This is a genomic window from Rhizobacter sp. Root404 (assembly GCF_001425865.1).
Classification (GTDB): domain Bacteria; phylum Pseudomonadota; class Gammaproteobacteria; order Burkholderiales; family Burkholderiaceae_C; genus LMDS01.
In genome coordinates, this window is record NZ_LMDS01000004.1 from 94,617 (window position 1) to 110,155 (window position 15,539).

General features: G+C 68.6%; 14 protein-coding genes and 1 tRNA gene. 7 read left to right on the forward strand and 8 right to left on the reverse strand.

The features are described from left to right. Window positions 1-12: 12 nt before the first annotated feature. Window positions 13-1,029 carry a PKD domain-containing protein gene (locus ASC76_RS04985; protein ID WP_162247058.1) on the reverse strand — a complete coding sequence of 339 codons (1,017 nt, stop codon included), beginning with the start codon at window positions 1,027-1,029 and terminating at the stop codon, window positions 13-15. Window positions 1,030-1,380: 351 nt separating this feature from the next. Between ASC76_RS04985 and ASC76_RS04990 the strand changes: the two genes are divergently transcribed. Together ASC76_RS04990 and ASC76_RS04995 are read left to right on the forward strand one after the other, a co-directional pair. Continuing rightward, window positions 1,381-2,136, forward strand: a complete 756-nt coding sequence (locus ASC76_RS04990) for a PEPxxWA-CTERM sorting domain-containing protein (protein ID WP_056463455.1) — start codon at window positions 1,381-1,383, stop codon at window positions 2,134-2,136. An 84-nt stretch (window positions 2,137-2,220) separates the two neighbouring features. Then, the gene (locus ASC76_RS04995; RefSeq protein WP_056463458.1) at window positions 2,221-3,012 is read left to right on the forward strand and encodes a sterol desaturase family protein; all 792 of its coding nucleotides are present in this window, start codon (window positions 2,221-2,223) and stop codon (window positions 3,010-3,012) included. 15 nt (window positions 3,013-3,027) lie between these two features. Here the strand turns inward: ASC76_RS04995 and ASC76_RS05000 are convergent. From ASC76_RS05000 to ASC76_RS05015, 4 genes are all read right to left on the reverse strand, one after another. Further along, window positions 3,028-3,102: transfer RNA gene (locus ASC76_RS05000), tRNA-Val, on the reverse strand. Window positions 3,103-3,161: 59 nt separating this feature from the next. Further along, window positions 3,162-3,875, reverse strand: a complete 714-nt coding sequence (dnaQ, locus tag ASC76_RS05005) for a DNA polymerase III subunit epsilon (RefSeq protein ID WP_056463461.1) — start codon at window positions 3,873-3,875, stop codon at window positions 3,162-3,164. A gap of 34 nt (window positions 3,876-3,909) precedes the next feature. After that, window positions 3,910-4,698 (reverse strand): prolipoprotein diacylglyceryl transferase, encoded by a 789-nt coding sequence (lgt, locus tag ASC76_RS05010; RefSeq protein ID WP_056463464.1) that lies wholly within the window; start codon window positions 4,696-4,698, stop codon window positions 3,910-3,912. Window positions 4,699-4,719: 21 nt separating this feature from the next. Next, window positions 4,720-5,679: a LysR family transcriptional regulator gene (locus tag ASC76_RS05015; RefSeq protein WP_056463467.1), complete on the reverse strand. Its 960-nt coding sequence runs from the start codon at window positions 5,677-5,679 to the stop codon at window positions 4,720-4,722. A gap of 89 nt (window positions 5,680-5,768) precedes the next feature. Here ASC76_RS05015 and ilvD point away from each other — a divergent pair, with 89 nt between their 5' ends. Next, entirely contained in the window at window positions 5,769-7,469 is a 1,701-nt protein-coding gene (gene ilvD, locus ASC76_RS05020) for a dihydroxy-acid dehydratase (protein ID WP_056463470.1), read from the forward strand. A gap of 24 nt (window positions 7,470-7,493) precedes the next feature. Here the strand turns inward: ilvD and ASC76_RS26510 are convergent, their stop codons facing one another. Then, complete coding sequence (locus ASC76_RS26510; protein WP_082548790.1) at window positions 7,494-7,895, reverse strand: TIGR04438 family Trp-rich protein; 402 nt, start codon at window positions 7,893-7,895, stop codon at window positions 7,494-7,496. Window positions 7,896-8,011: 116 nt separating this feature from the next. Between ASC76_RS26510 and ASC76_RS05030 the strand changes: the two genes are divergently transcribed. Next, window positions 8,012-8,311, forward strand: coding sequence for a c-type cytochrome (locus ASC76_RS05030; RefSeq protein WP_082548792.1), 300 nt, complete (start codon window positions 8,012-8,014; stop codon window positions 8,309-8,311). 53 nt (window positions 8,312-8,364) lie between these two features. Here ASC76_RS05030 and ASC76_RS05035 read toward each other — a convergent pair whose 3' ends face one another. Together ASC76_RS05035 and ASC76_RS05040 are read right to left on the reverse strand one after the other, a co-directional pair. After that, on the reverse strand, window positions 8,365-10,503 hold the full coding sequence (locus tag ASC76_RS05035) for a 3-hydroxyacyl-CoA dehydrogenase NAD-binding domain-containing protein (protein ID WP_056463476.1): 2,139 nt from the start codon (window positions 10,501-10,503) through the stop codon (window positions 8,365-8,367). Between the two features lie 2 nt (window positions 10,504-10,505). After that, the gene (locus tag ASC76_RS05040; RefSeq protein ID WP_056463480.1) at window positions 10,506-11,711 is read right to left on the reverse strand and encodes an acetyl-CoA C-acetyltransferase; all 1,206 of its coding nucleotides are present in this window, start codon (window positions 11,709-11,711) and stop codon (window positions 10,506-10,508) included. Window positions 11,712-11,884: 173 nt separating this feature from the next. On the opposite strand from ASC76_RS05040, the gene ASC76_RS05045 reads away from it, so the two are divergent. From ASC76_RS05045 to ASC76_RS05055, 3 genes are read left to right on the forward strand one after another with little or no spacing between them, the layout of a single operon-like run. Beyond that, window positions 11,885-12,751: an SDR family oxidoreductase gene (locus ASC76_RS05045; protein WP_056463483.1), complete on the forward strand. Its 867-nt coding sequence runs from the start codon at window positions 11,885-11,887 to the stop codon at window positions 12,749-12,751. A 2-nt stretch (window positions 12,752-12,753) separates the two neighbouring features. Further along, window positions 12,754-14,367, forward strand: a complete 1,614-nt coding sequence (locus ASC76_RS05050) for an acyl-CoA carboxylase subunit beta (RefSeq protein ID WP_056463486.1) — start codon at window positions 12,754-12,756, stop codon at window positions 14,365-14,367. A gap of 17 nt (window positions 14,368-14,384) precedes the next feature. Further along, window positions 14,385-15,539 (forward strand): acyl-CoA dehydrogenase family protein, encoded by a 1,155-nt coding sequence (locus ASC76_RS05055; RefSeq protein WP_056463488.1) that lies wholly within the window; start codon window positions 14,385-14,387, stop codon window positions 15,537-15,539.

Here is a 15,539-nt window from a genome sequence, read left to right on the forward strand (position 1 = left end):
GCGCCGAGTCGATCAGGGCGTAGCCTTGATCAGCACGACCACGTCGTTGAAGTCGGGTTCGCCGGGACCGCCGAAGCCGTCGTCGAAGGTCAGCGTCCAGCCGCTGGCGAAGTCGCCGGCGACGCGGATCGTCGGCGGATATGCCAGCTTGGACGTGCCGGACAAGCCGGACAGCACCGCGAACTGGAGTTCGGTGTTGATCGGCAAGGTGGCGCCGCCGTTCAAGGCCACGACGGTCCCGATCGTGTTGAAGCAGCCGTCGTTGAACAGAGCCTGCTGCACCGGCGCGGTCAGGTTCACGACGTTGCCGTGGGCCGAGCAGGATGAGCTGACGAGGGTCGCCGTCACCTTCGAGGCCTGCGCCAGCAACAGCGAGCAATTCCCGCCGGTGCAGTTCAACGAGGTGGCGGGCGGCGAGACCGGGATGCTCTGCGTGTTGGTGCTGACCTTGCCGGCCGCATCGGTGACCGTCAGCCGCACGGTGTACGTCTTCAGTTCGGTCGTCACGTAAGCGTGGGTGGTGGTGGCCGCGGACGCGGTGGCGGTGCTGTCGCCGAAGTCCCAGCTGCGGGACTGGAAGACGCTGCCGGCGTCGAACGTGCTCGTGTCGTTGAACACGCAGGTGAGCGCCGTGCAGCTGACGGTGAAGTTGGCATGCGGCGCAGCCGGCGCGGGCGCTGCCGTGACGGTGACGGACCGGGTGAGCGTCGACTTCAGGCCGAACTTGTCGGTGACAGTCAGCGAGACGCTGTACGTATTCGCTGCGGCGTAAGCATGAACCGGACTGGCGACGGCGGATGCGGCAGAGCCATCGCCGAAATCCCAGCTGTACGAAGCGACGCCATCGCCGACGTCGGCATCGGAGCTGGTGTCGGTGAAGGTGCAGGTGAGGTCGCTGCACGCCAGTGCGAAGTTCGCGATCGGCGTGGTGTCGGCAATGCCCGAGCCTCCGCCACCGCCTCCACCACCGCACGCCGCCAAGCCCAGAAACGGCACGAGCGCCAAGGCGCGGAACGAGCTGTTGTTCATCATCTTTATCCCTGAAGGTGACGCGTTGCCCTGCACGCGAACTGTGGGAAATATCGCCCAATCAAGCGCTAGTTGCATGTAGGACATCACGACTATGCGTTGACGTGTTACCGACGAGCGACAGATTACCGCTGTCGCACACGTGGGCTGACCCGTGCAACCCCCCAACCCAGGGCTGTGTCTCTGCGCCGAGACGGCGGCCCCACGAAGTTGCGCATCAAAACCGACTCATCCATGGACTGTCCCAGAACGGACATTCGCGTGCGACAGGCCGACCCCCCTAAGTTACAAACCGTCACGTCCCGCAGCAGCCTTGCGGGTCGACTGCAACTTCACCTGAACCGAGAAACCATGAGCAAAGTCCTTTCCGCCGTCGGCATCGCCGCCGGTCTGCTGATCACCAGCCTGTCCGCTTCGGCCCAGAATCTGGTCACCAACGGCAGCTTCGAGACCACGAGCGGCATCACCGCGTCGTCCGTCATCAACAACACCGTCCTGCCGGGCTGGTCGATCGACTACACCGGCAACCTCGATGGCCACGCCTACAAGTTCGCGGCCGTCTACTACTCGGCCGCGCAGGCCAGCACGCTCGGCGCGACCGGCACCGACGACACCGACCCGTACTGGGTCATGGCATCGCTCAACGCCAAGGACAGCAGCGACGGCGGCCACTTCATTGCCATCGACGGTGACCCGACCTTCAGCGCCGTGCTGAGCCAGACCATCAGCGGCCTGACCATCGGCCACACCTACACGCTGTCGTTCCTGATGGCCGGTGCGCAGGAAGACGACAAGTTCGGCAACACGACCGACAGCTGGCGCGTCACCTTCGGCAACCAGACCCAGGATTCCACGATCATCACCAACACCACGCACGGCTTCACCGACTGGATCAGCCAGTCGATGACCTTCACCGCGAGCAGCACGAGCCAGATCCTGTCGTTCCTGGCCGTCGGCACGCCGACAGGCCTGCCGCCGGTCTCGCTGCTGGACGGCGTGTCCCTGGTCGACAGCACCGTCCCGGCCGTGCCGGAACCGTCGTCGTGGGCGATGCTGCTGGCCGGCGTCGGCGCGATGGGCTTCATGCTCCGCAAGCGCAACAACTGAGTCCCCACCCCGTCGGACCAGTTCCGACGCTCACGCCGGGCCGCGCCAGCGCGCCGCCCGGCGTTCCCGTTTCCGCCCTGCTCGATGCAAACGCTCCAACACCTTCTCGTCGACGTGGCCCGACTCGGCGTCTGGCTGGCGCTGCTGTGCGCCGTGTTCATTCCGCTCGAGCGGCTGTTCGCCGTTCGGCCGGCACGGTGGTGGCGCGTGGAAACGCCGACACACATCGGCTACTACTTTCTTTCGAGTCTGCTGCCGGCCGCGCTGATTGCGCCGCCGATGGCGCTGCTCGCCACCGCCCTCCACCACGCGATGCCGGCGGCCTGGCCGACCTGGGCTGCGGCCCTGCCCGCGCCCGCGCGCTGGACGCTGGCGCTGGTGCTCGCCGAGGTCGGCATGTACTGGGGCCACCGCTGGAGCCACGCGTGGCCGCTGCTCTGGCGCTTCCATGCCACGCACCACGCACCGGAACACCTGGATTGGCTCTGCAACACCCGCGCTCATCCGGTCGACATGGTGTTCGTCCGCCTGTGCGGGCTGGTGCCGGTCTATGCATCGGGCCTGCTGCAGGTGCAGGACGGCCACGCGCAATCGATCGCGTTCGCGTTGGCGACGACCGTCTGGGGCTTCCTGATCCACGCCAACCTGCGCTGGCGCTTCGGCGTGCTGGAACACCTGGTGACGACGCCGGCCTTCCATCACTGGCACCACACCCGCCACGGCCCGATCGACCGCAACTACGCGACGATGTTTCCGTGGATCGACCGGCTGTTCGGTACGCTACACCTGCCACGCGAGTGGCCCGCGGCTTACGGCATCGACAGCCCGACGCCGCCGTCGATGTGGCGGCAGTTGGTGGCGCCGTTCAGGCGCTGACGATCGGTCTGTGATTGGTGGGCGGTGAGGGTTTCGAACCCCCGACCCCAACAGTGTGAATGTTGTGCTCTACCCCTGAGCTAACCGCCCTGTTCGCGAAGATATCGCGCGTTCGGCGTGGTGTGGGGCACGCGCCGAACAGCCTCGGATTATGCCACAGCGGCTTCGAGGCGCCGCCAGACCGTCTTGCCCCCGCTGGCCTTGTCGAGCTCGCCCAGCACCGCGGCATGTGCCTCGAGTTCGACCTCGCTGGCCAGGAGCACCGGCAGCACGAACGCACTGAAGTCGATCGCCTCGATGACGCTTCCGCTCGCCCTGCCCTCGCCGGTGTCGATCACCAGCGAGTTCTGCCCGCGCGTCATGCGGATGTAGACCTCGGCGAGCAGCGCCGCGTCGATCAGCGCGCCGTGCAGCGAGCGGTTGGAGTTGTCGACTTCGAGCCGGCGGCACAGCGCGTCGAGCGAATTCGCCTTGCCCGGGAACAACTCGCGCGCCATCGTCAGGCTGTCGGTGACCTGGCGCACGAAGCCCGGGAACTTCGGCCGGCCCAGGCGCCGCAACTCCTCGTTCAGGAAGCCCACGTCGAACGCGGCGTTGTGGATCACGATCTCGGCGCCGTCCACGTACTCGAGGAACTCGTCGACGACCGCCGCGAAGCGCGGCTTGTCGGCGAGGAAGTCATCCGTCAGGCCGTGGACCTTGACCGCGTCCTCGTGGTTCGGGCGCTCGGGGTTGACATAGAAGTGCAGATTGCGGCCGGACAGGCGCCGGTTCAGCATCTCGACGCAGCCGATCTCGATGATGCGGTCGCCGGATTCGGGATTCAGGCCGGTGGTTTCGGTGTCGAGGAAGATCTGGCGCATCGATGGATTCTAGGAGCCCGTCACTTCAGCGCGGCTAGCGGCCGCGGCCCCAGACCCACATCGCGATGCCGGCCAGAATCATCGGCACGCACAACCACTGGCCCATGCTCAGGTTCAGCGCGAGCAGGCCCAGAAAGTCGTCCGGCTCGCGGAAGTATTCCGCGATGAAGCGCAGCACCCCGTAGCCGAACAGGAACGCCCCCGAGACCTGGCCCAGGCCGCGCGGCTGCCGCGCATAGAACCAGAGCACGACGAACAGCAGCACCCCTTCGAGTGCGAACTGGTAGAGCGACGACGGGTGGCGCGGCAGCGGACCGGCGTTCGGATAGACCATCGCCCACGGCAGGCTCGGGTCGGCGACCCGGCCCGGCAATTCGCCGTTGATGAAATTGCCGATCCTCCCTGACGCCAGCCCGAGCGGCACGCACGGCGCGATCAGGTCCGTGGCGTCGAGGAACTGGCGCCCGCGAGTGCGCGCGAACAACGCCATCGCCGCCAGCACGCCGAGCATGCCGCCGTGGAACGACATGCCGCCCTTCCACACCATGAAGATCTCGAGCGGGTGCGCCGCGTAGTACCCCGGCTTGTAGAACAGCACGTACCCCAGGCGCCCGCCGAGCACGACGCCCAGGACGCCGAAGAACAGCAGGTCCTCGATGTCGCGCCGCGACCAGTGCCGGCTCGCGAACTGCGCGAGCTTGACCCGTTGCACGCCGAGGTAGGCGAACAGGCCGAACGCGACCAGGTAGGTCAGGCCGTACCAGTGGATCGCCACCGGGCCGATCTGCAACGCGACCGGATTGAACTGGGGGTAATGAAGCATCGAAGAAGTCGTTCAGCGAAATCAGCGCGAACGATAACCCAGCGGCTGCGCCAGCACGTCGCGCACGAACGCCACGAAGCGCTCGACCGCCGGGGCCGGCTGCGCGGCCCAGAACATCGTGGTCTCGGCACGCGGCGCGTCGGCGGCGAGCGACGCCGGCAGCGGCCGGTACACGACGCCGGGGCGCTGCAACTGCGTCACCGCCTGCGGGACCAGCGCGATGCCCAGGCCGGCGGACACCAAGTTGACGATCGTCTGCATCTGCGTGGCCTGCTGCGCGATCGCCGGCGTGACGCCGTGGCGCTGGTAAAACGCGAGCACCGCGTCGTAGAGCGACGGCGTGGCGCTGCGCGGGAAGATCACCAGCGGCTGGTCGAGCACGTCGCGCGGCCGCAGGCGTTGGCCGGTTGCCCAGGTCGCGCCCTCGGGCAGCGCGAGCACCAGCGTCTCCACGCCGAGCGAAAGCCGCTGCGCGCGTGCCGGCGTCGACGGCAGTTCAGGCGATTGCCCCGGCGCGTGCAGCATGAACCCGGCATCGATCTCGCCGCGTTCGAAGGCCCGCGCCTGCACGTCGCTGGTGGCTTCGATCAGTTCGACCGCGATGCCCGGACACTGCGCGCGGAAGGCCCGCAGCCACAGCGGCAACGGGCCGAAGCCGACGGTCGAGATGAACCCCAGCCGCACCAGCCCGATGTCGCCGGCGGCCGCGTCGCGCGCCCGCGCCTGCAGCGCCGCCGCCTGCAGCAGCAGTTGGCGCACCGGGTCGACCAGGGCCGCCCCGGCCGGCGTCAGCGCGACGCTGCGCCGGGTGCGCTCGAACAGCAGCGCGCCCAGGCGCTGCTCGAGTTGCTGGATGGCCTGCGTCAGCGGCGGCTGGGTGATGTGCAGCTGCAGCGCCGCGCGGCCGAAGTGCAGCGTCTGCGCCAACGTGAGGAACTGGCGCCAGACGCGCAACTCGATCGTCGGTTCCGGTTCGGTCATCCGCGCAGCATATCAACAAAACCTTTGATATCTATTGGACAGTGATCCGGCCGGGCCGGATACTCTGCGACTCCGAAGGAGACCCCGCCATGACCGACGCCGCCGACAAGAAGATCAACCGCCGTTCCGCCAACATCACCGAGGGCGTCGCGCGCGCGCCGAATCGCTCGATGTTCTACGCGATGGGCTACGAGGAAGGCGACTTCAAGAAGCCGATGATCGGCGTCGCCAACGGCCACTCGACCATCACGCCGTGCAACGCCGGGCTGCAGAAGCTCGCCGACGCCGCCGTGGCCGGCATCGAGGCCGCGGGCGGCAACGCGCAGATCTTCGGCACGCCGACGATCAGCGACGGCATGGCGATGGGCACCGAGGGCATGAAGTACAGCCTGGTCTCGCGTGAGGTGATCGCCGACTGCATCGAGACCTGCGTGGGCGGCCAGTGGATGGACGGCGTACTCGTCGTCGGCGGCTGCGACAAGAACATGCCCGGCGGCATGATGGGGATGCTGCGCGCCAACGTGCCGGCGATCTACGTCTACGGCGGCACGATCCTGCCGGGCCGCTACCAGGGCAAGGACCTGAACATCGTCAGCGTGTTCGAGGCCGTCGGCCAGTTCAGCGCCGGCAACATGAGCGAGGAGGACTTCTGCCAGATCGAGCGCCGCGCGATCCCCGGCACCGGCTCCTGCGGCGGCATGTACACCGCCAACACGATGAGCTCGGCGTTCGAGGCGCTCGGCATGAGCCTGCCGTTCTCGAGCACGATGGCCAACGTGCACGACGAGATCGTCGCCCACACGACCGAGGCCGCGCGGGTGCTGGTCGAGGCGGTCAAGAAGAACCTGAAGCCGCGCGACATCGTCACCCGCAAGAGCCTCGAGAACGCGGTGGCGGTGATCATGGCCACCGGCGGCTCGACCAACGCGGTGCTGCACTTCCTGGCGATCGCGCACGCGGCCGGCGTCGAGTGGACCATCGACGACTTCGAGCGCGTGCGCCAGAAGGTGCCCGTGCTGTGCGACCTGAAGCCGTCGGGCCAGTACCTCGCGGTCGACCTGCACCGCGCCGGCGGCATCCCGCAGGTGATGAAGACGCTGCTGGCGGCCGGCCTGCTGCACGGCGACTGCATCACGATCACCGGCAAGACCGTGGCCGAGAACCTCGCCGCGATCCCCGACGTGCCGCGTGCCGACCAGGACGTGATCCGCACCATCGACAAGCCGATGTACGAACACGGCCACCTCGCGATCCTGAAGGGCAACCTGTCGCCCGAAGGCTGCGTGGCCAAGATCACCGGCCTGAAGAACCCGGTGATCACCGGCCCGGCGCGCGTGTTCGACGACGAGCAGTCGGCGCTGGCCGCGATCATGGCGAAGAAGATCGTCGCCGGCGACGTGATGGTGCTGCGCTACCTCGGCCCGAAGGGCGCGCCCGGCATGCCGGAGATGCTCGCGCCGACGGGCGCGCTGATCGGCCAGGGGCTGGGCGAGTCGGTCGGGCTGATCACCGACGGGCGGTTCTCGGGCGGCACCTGGGGCATGGTCGTCGGTCATGTGGCGCCGGAGGCCTATGCGGGCGGCAACATCGCGTTGATCGTCGAGGGTGACTCGATCACGATCGACGCCCACACGCTGACGCTGCAGCTGAATGTCGACGACGCCGAGCTCGCAAGGCGCCGCCAGTCCTGGAAGGCGCCGGCGCCGCGCTACACCCGCGGCGTTCTGGCGAAGTTCGCGCGCAATGCATCGAGCGCCAGCACCGGCGCGGTGCTCGACGGCGACGGCTGATCCCCGGACCCGGCGGCCCGGCGCTCAGTCGGTCTTGCCGGGACGGCTGGCGTCCTGCTGGCTGTCGAAGCGGCTGCCGAGGATCGAGTCACGGTCCTTCATCCGCTTGGCGGTGCGCTTGCCTTCGATCTTCTCGATCTCGCGCCGGCGCGCTTCGAGCGCCTTTTGCGCCCGGCGGTCGGTCTTGTCCGCGCTGCGGTACTTGAGGCCCAGCCGCTCCATCGAGGTACGCCGGCGCTCGGCCTTGCGATCCTCCATGCGGTCCATCTCGCGGCGCTTGGTGTAACCCGACGCGTCGGCGTACCACCACCACAGCACCGCCAGCCCGAACGGGGCCAGCACCAGCCACCACGGCCAAGCGGTGACGGGCCCGAGCTCGAAGTACTTCATGCCCAGCAGCAAACATCCCAGAACGACAAAAAACATCTCGATCCTTTCGCGTCGAGGGCAACCGGCCACAGCCCGTGCGTCAACCGTCGACCGCTACAATGCGTTGAGCGCAATGTAGTGCAATTGAGGCGCCCGCAGGGGTGGAACAAGACATGAAATCACTCGCAGTTCTGTTGCTCGCCGCCGTCGCGGCACCCGTGTTTGCCCAGGCCGATCTGGCCCAGAAGAAGAACTGCATGGCCTGCCATGCGGTCGACAAGAAGGTGCTGGGGCCGGCCTACAAGGACGTGGCCGCGAAGTACGCCGGTCAGAAGGACGCCGCCGACAAGCTGGCCGCCAAGGTCATGAAGGGTGGCACCGGCGTCTGGGGCAACATCCCGATGCCGGCGAACCCGCAGGTCAGCGAAGCCGAAGCCAAGCAGCTGGTCGGCTGGATCCTGACGCTCAAGTAAGCGCCCCGCGCGCTGCACGAGAAGGCCCCGCACGCGGGGCCTTTTTCATGCGCTCAGGGCAGTTGCCGGATCCGCTCGACCACGTCGGGCGACAGCGCGAACCGCGCGCCGTGCTGCGCCGCCAGCGCAGCGGCATTGGCGATGAAGGTCTCGCGCCCTTCGGACACGATGAACTGCATCGCACCGCCCGTCCAGGCCGGGAAACCGATGCCGAAGATCGACCCGATGTTGGCTTCGAAGCTGCTGGTCAGCACGCCCTCGACGAGGCAGCGCGCCGTCTCGATCGACTGGCGATAGAGCAGGCGCTGGCGGAGTTGGTCGATCGACGGCGGCACGGCCTGCGGCCTCTCGAACAGCGCGCGCAGTTCCGGCCACAGCCGCTTCGCCGACCCGCTCGGGTAGTCGTAGAAGCCGCCGCCCCCGGCACGGCCGGGGCGCTTCAGTTCCTTGACCATGCGCTCTACCAGCAGTTCGCCGGCCCCGGCCTCGTACGGCTTTCCCTCGGCGGCCAGATCGGCGCGGGTCTGCTCGAGCACGTGGACCGACAACGCCAGCGAGGTCTCGTCCAGCACCGCAAGCGGGCCGACCGGCATCCCCGCCGCCAGCGCCGCGTGCTCGATCAGCGGCGCCGGCACGCCCTCCGCGAGCATCGTGGCCCCCTCCATCACGAAGGTGCCGAACACCCGGCTGGTGAAGAAGCCGCGCGAGTCGTTGACCACGATCGGCAGCTTGCCGAGGGCGGTGACGACGTCGAACGCCCGCGCCACGGTCTCGTCGTCGGTCTGCGCGCCGCGGATGATCTCGACCAGCTTCATCTTGTGCACCGGCGAAAAGAAATGCAGCCCGACGAACTTGTCCGGCCGCGCGCTCGCGGTGGCCAGGCCGGAGATCGGCAGCGTCGATGTGTTCGACGCGAACACCCCGTCCGGGGCGAGCATCGGCTCGGCCTCGCGCGTCACGGCGGCCTTCAGGGCGCGCTGCTCGAACACCGCCTCGATGATCAGGTCGCACCCCGCCAGGTCCGCCGCATCACCGGTCGGCGTGATCAGGTTCAGCAGGTGCGCCCGCTGCACCTCGGTCATCCGCCCTTTCGCGACCGCCGGCGCGGTCACCTTGCGCACCGCCTCGTATCCGGCGCGTGCCTTGTCGGCGTCCACGTCCTTCAGCACACAGGCGATGCCGCGCGACGCCGCCGCGTGCGCGATGCCCGCGCCCATCATGCCGGCGCCGAGCACGCCGATCTTCGACGGCTTCCACTTCGGCACGTCCCTGGGGCGCGACTTGCCCGAGCGCACCGCGTTCATGTCGAAGAAGAACGCGGTCACCATGTTCTTCGTGGTCTGCGTGACCATCGTCTTCGCGAGCTTGCGGCTCTCGATCCGGGTGGCGGTGTCGTAGTCGACCATCGCCCCCTCGACCATCGCCTCCAGGATCGCCTGCGCCGCGGGATACAGCCCGCGCGTCTTCTGCGCCAGCATGGCCGGCGCCACCACCAGGCCGGCGGCGATCTTCGGGTTGCTCGGTGTGCCGCCGGGCATCTTGTAGTCCTTGCGGTCCCAGGGTTGGGTCGCGTCCGGGTGATCGGCGATCCACGCGAGCGCCTGCGCGCGCAGGCTCTCGATGCTGTCGCCGAGGCCGTCGACCAGGCCCATTTCGAGCGCCTCGCGCGGACCGAACAGCCTGCCCTCGAGCAGCAGCGGGTTCGCGGCCTGCAGGCCGAGCAGGCGCACGGTCTTGGTGATGCCGGTCGCGCCCGGGATCAGGCCGAGCGACACCTCCGGCATGCCGAACTGGATCTTGCGGTCGTCGAGCGCGAAACGTGCGTGAGCGACCAGCGCGACCTCCCAGCCGCCGCCGAGCGCGGCGCCGTTCAACAGCGCGACGACCGGCCGACCGAGCGTCTCGATCCGGCGAAAGCTGCGCTTCAAGGCCTCGATCTGCGCAAATCCGCCGGCTGCGTCCTCGGCCTTGAGCTTCAACACGCCTTTCAACTCGGCGCCGGCGAAGAACGTGCTCTTGGCCGACTCGAGCAACACGCCCCTGACCTTCTCCTTGTCGCGCACCAGGCAGTCGGTCGCTTCTGCGAGATCGTGCTGCCACTGCAGCTTCATCGTGTTGACCGGCGAGCCCAGCTCGTCGAAGGTGAGGGTCGCGATGCCGTCGTCGGCCAGTTCGTAGCGCAAGGTTTCCATGGTCACACCCGCTCGACGATGGTCGCGATGCCCATGCCGCCGCCCACGCAAAGCGTGACCAGGCCGCGCTTCAGCTGGCGCCGCTCCAGCTCGTCGAGCAGCGTGCCCACCAGCATCGCGCCGGTCGCGCCAAGCGGATGGCCCAGCGCGATCGCGCCGCCGTTGACGTTGACCTTCTCGTGCGGCACGCCCATCTCGAGCATGAAGCGCATCGGCACGGCCGCGAACGCCTCGTTGACCTCGAACAAATCGATGTCGTCGATGGTGAGCCCCGCCTTCTCGAGCGCCTTCCGGGTGGCCGGCATCGGGCCGGTCAGCATGATGGTCGGGTCGGCGCCGGACAGCGCGGTCGCGACGATGCGCCCGCGCGGGGTCAGGCCCATCTCGCGGCCCTTCGCCTCGCTGCCGATCAGCACCGCGGCCGCGCCGTCGACGATGCCGGACGAGTTGCCGGCCGTGTGCACGTGGCGGATGCGCTCGACCTGCGGGTAGCGCGCCAGCGCAACGGCGTCGAAACCCATCGCGCCGAGCGCATCGAACGCGAGCTTCAGCGACCCCAGGCCCTCCAGCGTGGTGCGCGGCTTGATGAACTCGTCGCGCTCCAGCACCGCCAGGCCGATCTCGTCGTCGACGCTCAGCACCGAGCGGTCGAAATGCCCGGCCGCCTGCGCCGCGGCGGCGCGCTGCTGCGAGGTCAGCGCATAGCGGTCGACATCATCCCGCTCCCAGCCCGCGAGCGTCGCGATCAGGTCCGCGCCGATGCCCTGCGGCACGAAGCCGGTCGCGAAATTCGTGGCCGGGTCCTGCGCCCAGGCGCCGCCGTCGGCGCCGATCGGCACGCGCGACATGCTCTCAACGCCGCCGGCCACGACCATGTCCTCCCAGCCGCTCGCGACCTTCTGCGCCGCGAGGTTCACCGCCTCCAGCCCCGATGCGCAGAAGCGGTTGATCTGCATGCCGGCGACCTTGAAGTCCCAGCCTGCCTTCAGCGCGGCCGTCTTGGCGATCACCGAGCCCTGTTCGCCGACCGGCGAGACCACTCCCATCACCACGTCGTCGAGCTGCGCCGGGTCGAAGTCCAGGCGCTTCTGAAGCTTGGTCAGCAGGCCGGCAAGCAGGTCGACCGGCTTGACCTCGTGCAGGCTGCCGTCTTTCTTGCCCTTGCCGCGCGGCGTGCGCACGGCGTCGAAGATCATCGCGTTTGGCATGGTGAGGTCTCCAGTGTTGGCCCCGTTGACGCCTTGGGCGTCGGCCCCCCCGAGGAGGCGCGGCCGCGTTGGGGCGGCCCGGCGGCGGCCATTGACAGTCCATTATGGCCAGAGGCAAACTCCCCAGCAACTTACCAAGCAAGTGCTTGGTTGAATTGTTTTCGAGGCCGCGGATGGGTTCCTATCGATCGGTTTTTCAGCCCGGCCTGTTTGCCGGGAACGTCGTGATCGTGACAGGCGGCGGCTCGGGCATCGGCCGCTGCACCGCGCACGAACTCGCCGCGCTCGGCGCGGCGGTCGCGATCGTCGGGCGCAAGGCCGAGAAGCTCGACGCAGTACGCGCCGAGATCGAGGCCGCGGGCGGCGTGTGCTCGACGCACGTCTGCGACATCCGCGAAGAAGACGCCGTGCGCGCCACGGTCACGCACGTGCTCGCGCATCACGGCCGCATCGACGGGCTCGTCAACAACGCCGGCGGCCAGTTCCCCTCGCCGCTCGCGGCGATCAGCGCGAAGGGCTGGGACGCGGTCGTGCGCAACAACCTGACCGGCGGCTTCCTGATGGCGCGCGAGTGCGTGACGCAATGGATGGGCGACGCGGCCCGCGGCGCGATTGTCAACATCATCGCCGACATCTGGGGCGGTATGCCCGGCATGGGTCACTCCGGCGCAGCGCGCGCCGGCATGCTCAACTTCACCGAGACGGCCGCGCTCGAATGGGCGCCGATCCGCGTCAATGCCGTGGCCCCCGGCTGGATCGCGTCGAGCGGCATGGACCAGTACCCGCCCGCGATGCGCGACACGATCCGCGGCATGAAGAAGCTCGTGCCGCTGCAGCGCCTGGGCACCGAGAGCGAGGTGTCGGCGGCGATCGTGTTCCTGCTCTCGCCGGCGGCGTCGTTCATCTCTGGCGCGTGCCTGCGCGTCGACGGCGCCGCGCCGAACGCCAAGCGCATCTGGCCCGAAGTCGGCACCGGCGGCAGCACCGAGCCGTTCGACGGTTTCCACCTCGCGACGACGCCGAAGGTTCTTCAAGGCTGAGCATGCCGACGCTCGATCTTCGCCTCGACACCGGCAGCGAAGCCTTCGCCGCCAACCGCGCCCACGCGCTCGGCCTGATCGAACAGTGGCGCGCGCTCGAAGCCCGCACCCGCGCGGCCAGCGCACGCGCGCAACCGCTGTTCGACAAGCGCGGCCAGTTGCTGCCGCGCGAGCGGGTTGCGCGCCTGCTCGACCCGGGCGTGCCGTTCCTCGAGCTGTCCACGCTCGCCGGCTGGCTGCAAGACGTGCCCGACCCCGAGAAGTCGATCCCCGGCGGCGGCACGGTCTGCGGCATCGGCGTGATCAGCGGAACGCGCGTGATGCTCGTCGCCGACGACGCCGGCATCGATGCCGGCGCACTCCAGCCGCGCGGACTCGAGAAGCTGCAACGTGCGCAGGCGATCGCGCTCGAGAACCGCCTGCCGTTCGTGCACCTGGTCGAATCGGCCGGCGCGAACCTGATGAACTACCGGGTCGAGCAGTTTATCCACGGCGGCAGCGCGTTCTACATGCTGGCGCGGCTGTCGGCGGCCGGCTTGCCGGTGATCGCGGTCGTGCATGGGTCATCGACCGCCGGCGGCGCGTACATGACCGGCCTGTCCGACCACGTGATCATGGTGCGCGGCCGCGCCCGCGCCTTCCTGGCCGGCCCGCCGCTGCTCAAGGCCGCGACCGGCGAGATCGCGACCGACGAGGCGCTCGGCGGCGCCGACATGCACTCGACCGTCTCCGGCCTGGCCGAGTACGTGGCCGACGACGACGCGCACGCGCTCGGCCTCGCGCGCGAACTCGTCGGCGCGCTGGGCTGGCAGCCGCAGGCGATGTGGCCCGACGGTCCGCCGCCGAAATTCGATGCCGACGACCTGCTCGGCCTGTTCGCGGCGGACATGAAGAAGCCGGTCGAGATGCGGCACGTGATCGCGCGCATCGTCGACGGCTCCGACTTCCTCGAGTTCAAGCCCGACTACGGGCCGGCGACGGTCTGCGGCTACGCCGCCATCGCCGGCACGCGCGTCGGCATCGTCACCAACAACGGCCCGCTCGACCCGGCCGGCAGCACCAAGATCACGCACTTCATCCAGAGCTGCTGCCAGACCGGCACCGCGATCGTCTACCTGCAGAACACGACCGGCTTCATCGTCGGCACCGAGGCCGAGCGCGCCGGCATGATCAAGCACGGCAGCAAGCAGATCCAGGCGCTGTCCAACGCGACGGTGCCGCAGATCACGATCCACTGCGGCGCGTCGTTCGGCGCCGGCAACTACGGCATGTGCGGCCGCGGCTTCCACCCGCGCTTCGTCTTCAGCTGGCCGACCGCGCGCACGGCCGTGATGGGCCCGCAACAGGCCGCCGGCACGATGGAGATCGTGATGCGCGAGGGCGCGGCCCGCAAGGGCGCGCCAGTCGACGAAGGAAAGCTCGCCGCGATGAGCGCGAAGATCGTCGAGACCTTCGAGCGCCAGATGCACGCGTTCTACACCTCGGGGCTGCTGCTCGACGACGGCCTCATCGACCCCCGCGACACCCGCCGCGTACTCGCCTTGACGCTGGCGCTGTGCGACGAGGCCCAACGACGCACACTGAACCCGATGCAATTCGGCGTCGCGCGCGCCTGAACATCCAGGAGACCCCCATGCAACTGACCCACGAGCACGAAGAGATCCGCCGCACGCTGAAGCGCTTCATCGAGGACGAGATCAACCCGCACGTCGACGAATGGGAGGCGGCCGAGGCCTTCCCCGCGCACGAGGTGTTCAAGAAGCTCGGCGACCTCGGCCTGCTCGGCCTGACCAAGCCCACCGACTACGGCGGCATGGGGCTCGACTACTCGTACTCGGTCGTGATGGCCGAGGCGCTCGGGTATTGCGACTGCGGCGGCATCCCGATGGCGGTCGGCGTGCAGACCGACATGGCCACGCCCGCCCTCGCCCGCTTCGGCTCCGACGAACTGCGCCGCGAGTTCCTCGCGCCGGCGATCAGCGGCGAGGCGGTCGGCTGCATCGGCGTGTCCGAGCCCGGGGCCGGCTCCGACGTGGCGAGCATCAAGACCACCGCGAAGAAGGACGGCGGCGACTACGTGATCAACGGCGGCAAGATGTGGATCACCAACTCGCTGCAGGCCGACTGGATGTGCGTGCTGGCGAACACGTCGGAGGGCGCGGCGCACAAGAACAAGAGCCTGATCATGGTGCCGATGAACGCGCCCGGCGTCGAGCGCGCGAAGAAGATCCGCAAGATCGGCATGATGTCCAGCGACACCGGGCTGATCCACTTCGACGGCGTGCGCGTGCCGCAGCGCAACCTCATCGGCCAGGAGGGCATGGGCTTCACCTACCAGATGATGCAGTTCCAGGAAGAGCGCCTGTGGGCCGCCGCGAACGCGATCCAGGGCCTGACCAACTGCATCGACGAGACGATCGAGTACACCCGCGAGCGCCAGATCTTCGGCAAGAGCGTGCTCGACAACCAGGTCGTGCACTACAAGCTGGCCGAGCTCAAGACCGAGATCGAATCCCTGCGCGGCCTGGTCTACATGGCCACCGAGCAGTACATCGCCGGCAAGGACGTGACCGAGTGGGCGTCGATGGCCAAGCTCAAGTCCAGCCGCCTGCTGCGCACCGTGCCCGACAGCTGCATGCAGTACTGGGGCGGCATGGGCTACACCTGGGACAACCGGGTCTCGCGCATGTACCGCGACGGCCGCCTCGCGTCGATCGCCGGCGGCGCCGACGAGGTGATGCTCGGGATCATCAGCAAGTTCATGCACACGCTCCCAGGGAAGCGATAG

Excerpts from the sequence above, each read along its gene's own strand:
- ASC76_RS04985 (WP_162247058.1), bottom strand. The coding sequence starts at position 1,029 with ATGAACAACAGCTCGTTCCGCGCCTTGGCGCTCGTGCCGTTTCTGGGC.
- ASC76_RS04990 (WP_056463455.1), top strand. The coding sequence starts at position 1,381 with ATGAGCAAAGTCCTTTCCGCCGTCGGCATCGCCGCCGGTCTGCTGATC.
- ASC76_RS04995 (WP_056463458.1), top strand. The coding sequence starts at position 2,221 with ATGCAAACGCTCCAACACCTTCTCGTCGACGTGGCCCGACTCGGCGTC.
- dnaQ (WP_056463461.1), bottom strand. The coding sequence starts at position 3,875 with ATGCGCCAGATCTTCCTCGACACCGAAACCACCGGCCTGAATCCCGAA.
- lgt (WP_056463464.1), bottom strand. The coding sequence starts at position 4,698 with ATGCTTCATTACCCCCAGTTCAATCCGGTCGCGTTGCAGATCGGCCCG.
- ASC76_RS05015 (WP_056463467.1), bottom strand. The coding sequence starts at position 5,679 with ATGACCGAACCGGAACCGACGATCGAGTTGCGCGTCTGGCGCCAGTTC.
- ilvD (WP_056463470.1), top strand. The coding sequence starts at position 5,769 with ATGACCGACGCCGCCGACAAGAAGATCAACCGCCGTTCCGCCAACATC.
- ASC76_RS26510 (WP_082548790.1), bottom strand. The coding sequence starts at position 7,895 with ATGTTTTTTGTCGTTCTGGGATGTTTGCTGCTGGGCATGAAGTACTTC.
- ASC76_RS05030 (WP_082548792.1), top strand. The coding sequence starts at position 8,012 with ATGAAATCACTCGCAGTTCTGTTGCTCGCCGCCGTCGCGGCACCCGTG.
- ASC76_RS05035 (WP_056463476.1), bottom strand. The coding sequence starts at position 10,503 with ATGGAAACCTTGCGCTACGAACTGGCCGACGACGGCATCGCGACCCTC.
- ASC76_RS05040 (WP_056463480.1), bottom strand. The coding sequence starts at position 11,711 with ATGCCAAACGCGATGATCTTCGACGCCGTGCGCACGCCGCGCGGCAAG.
- ASC76_RS05045 (WP_056463483.1), top strand. The coding sequence starts at position 11,885 with ATGGGTTCCTATCGATCGGTTTTTCAGCCCGGCCTGTTTGCCGGGAAC.
- ASC76_RS05050 (WP_056463486.1), top strand. The coding sequence starts at position 12,754 with ATGCCGACGCTCGATCTTCGCCTCGACACCGGCAGCGAAGCCTTCGCC.
- ASC76_RS05055 (WP_056463488.1), top strand. The coding sequence starts at position 14,385 with ATGCAACTGACCCACGAGCACGAAGAGATCCGCCGCACGCTGAAGCGC.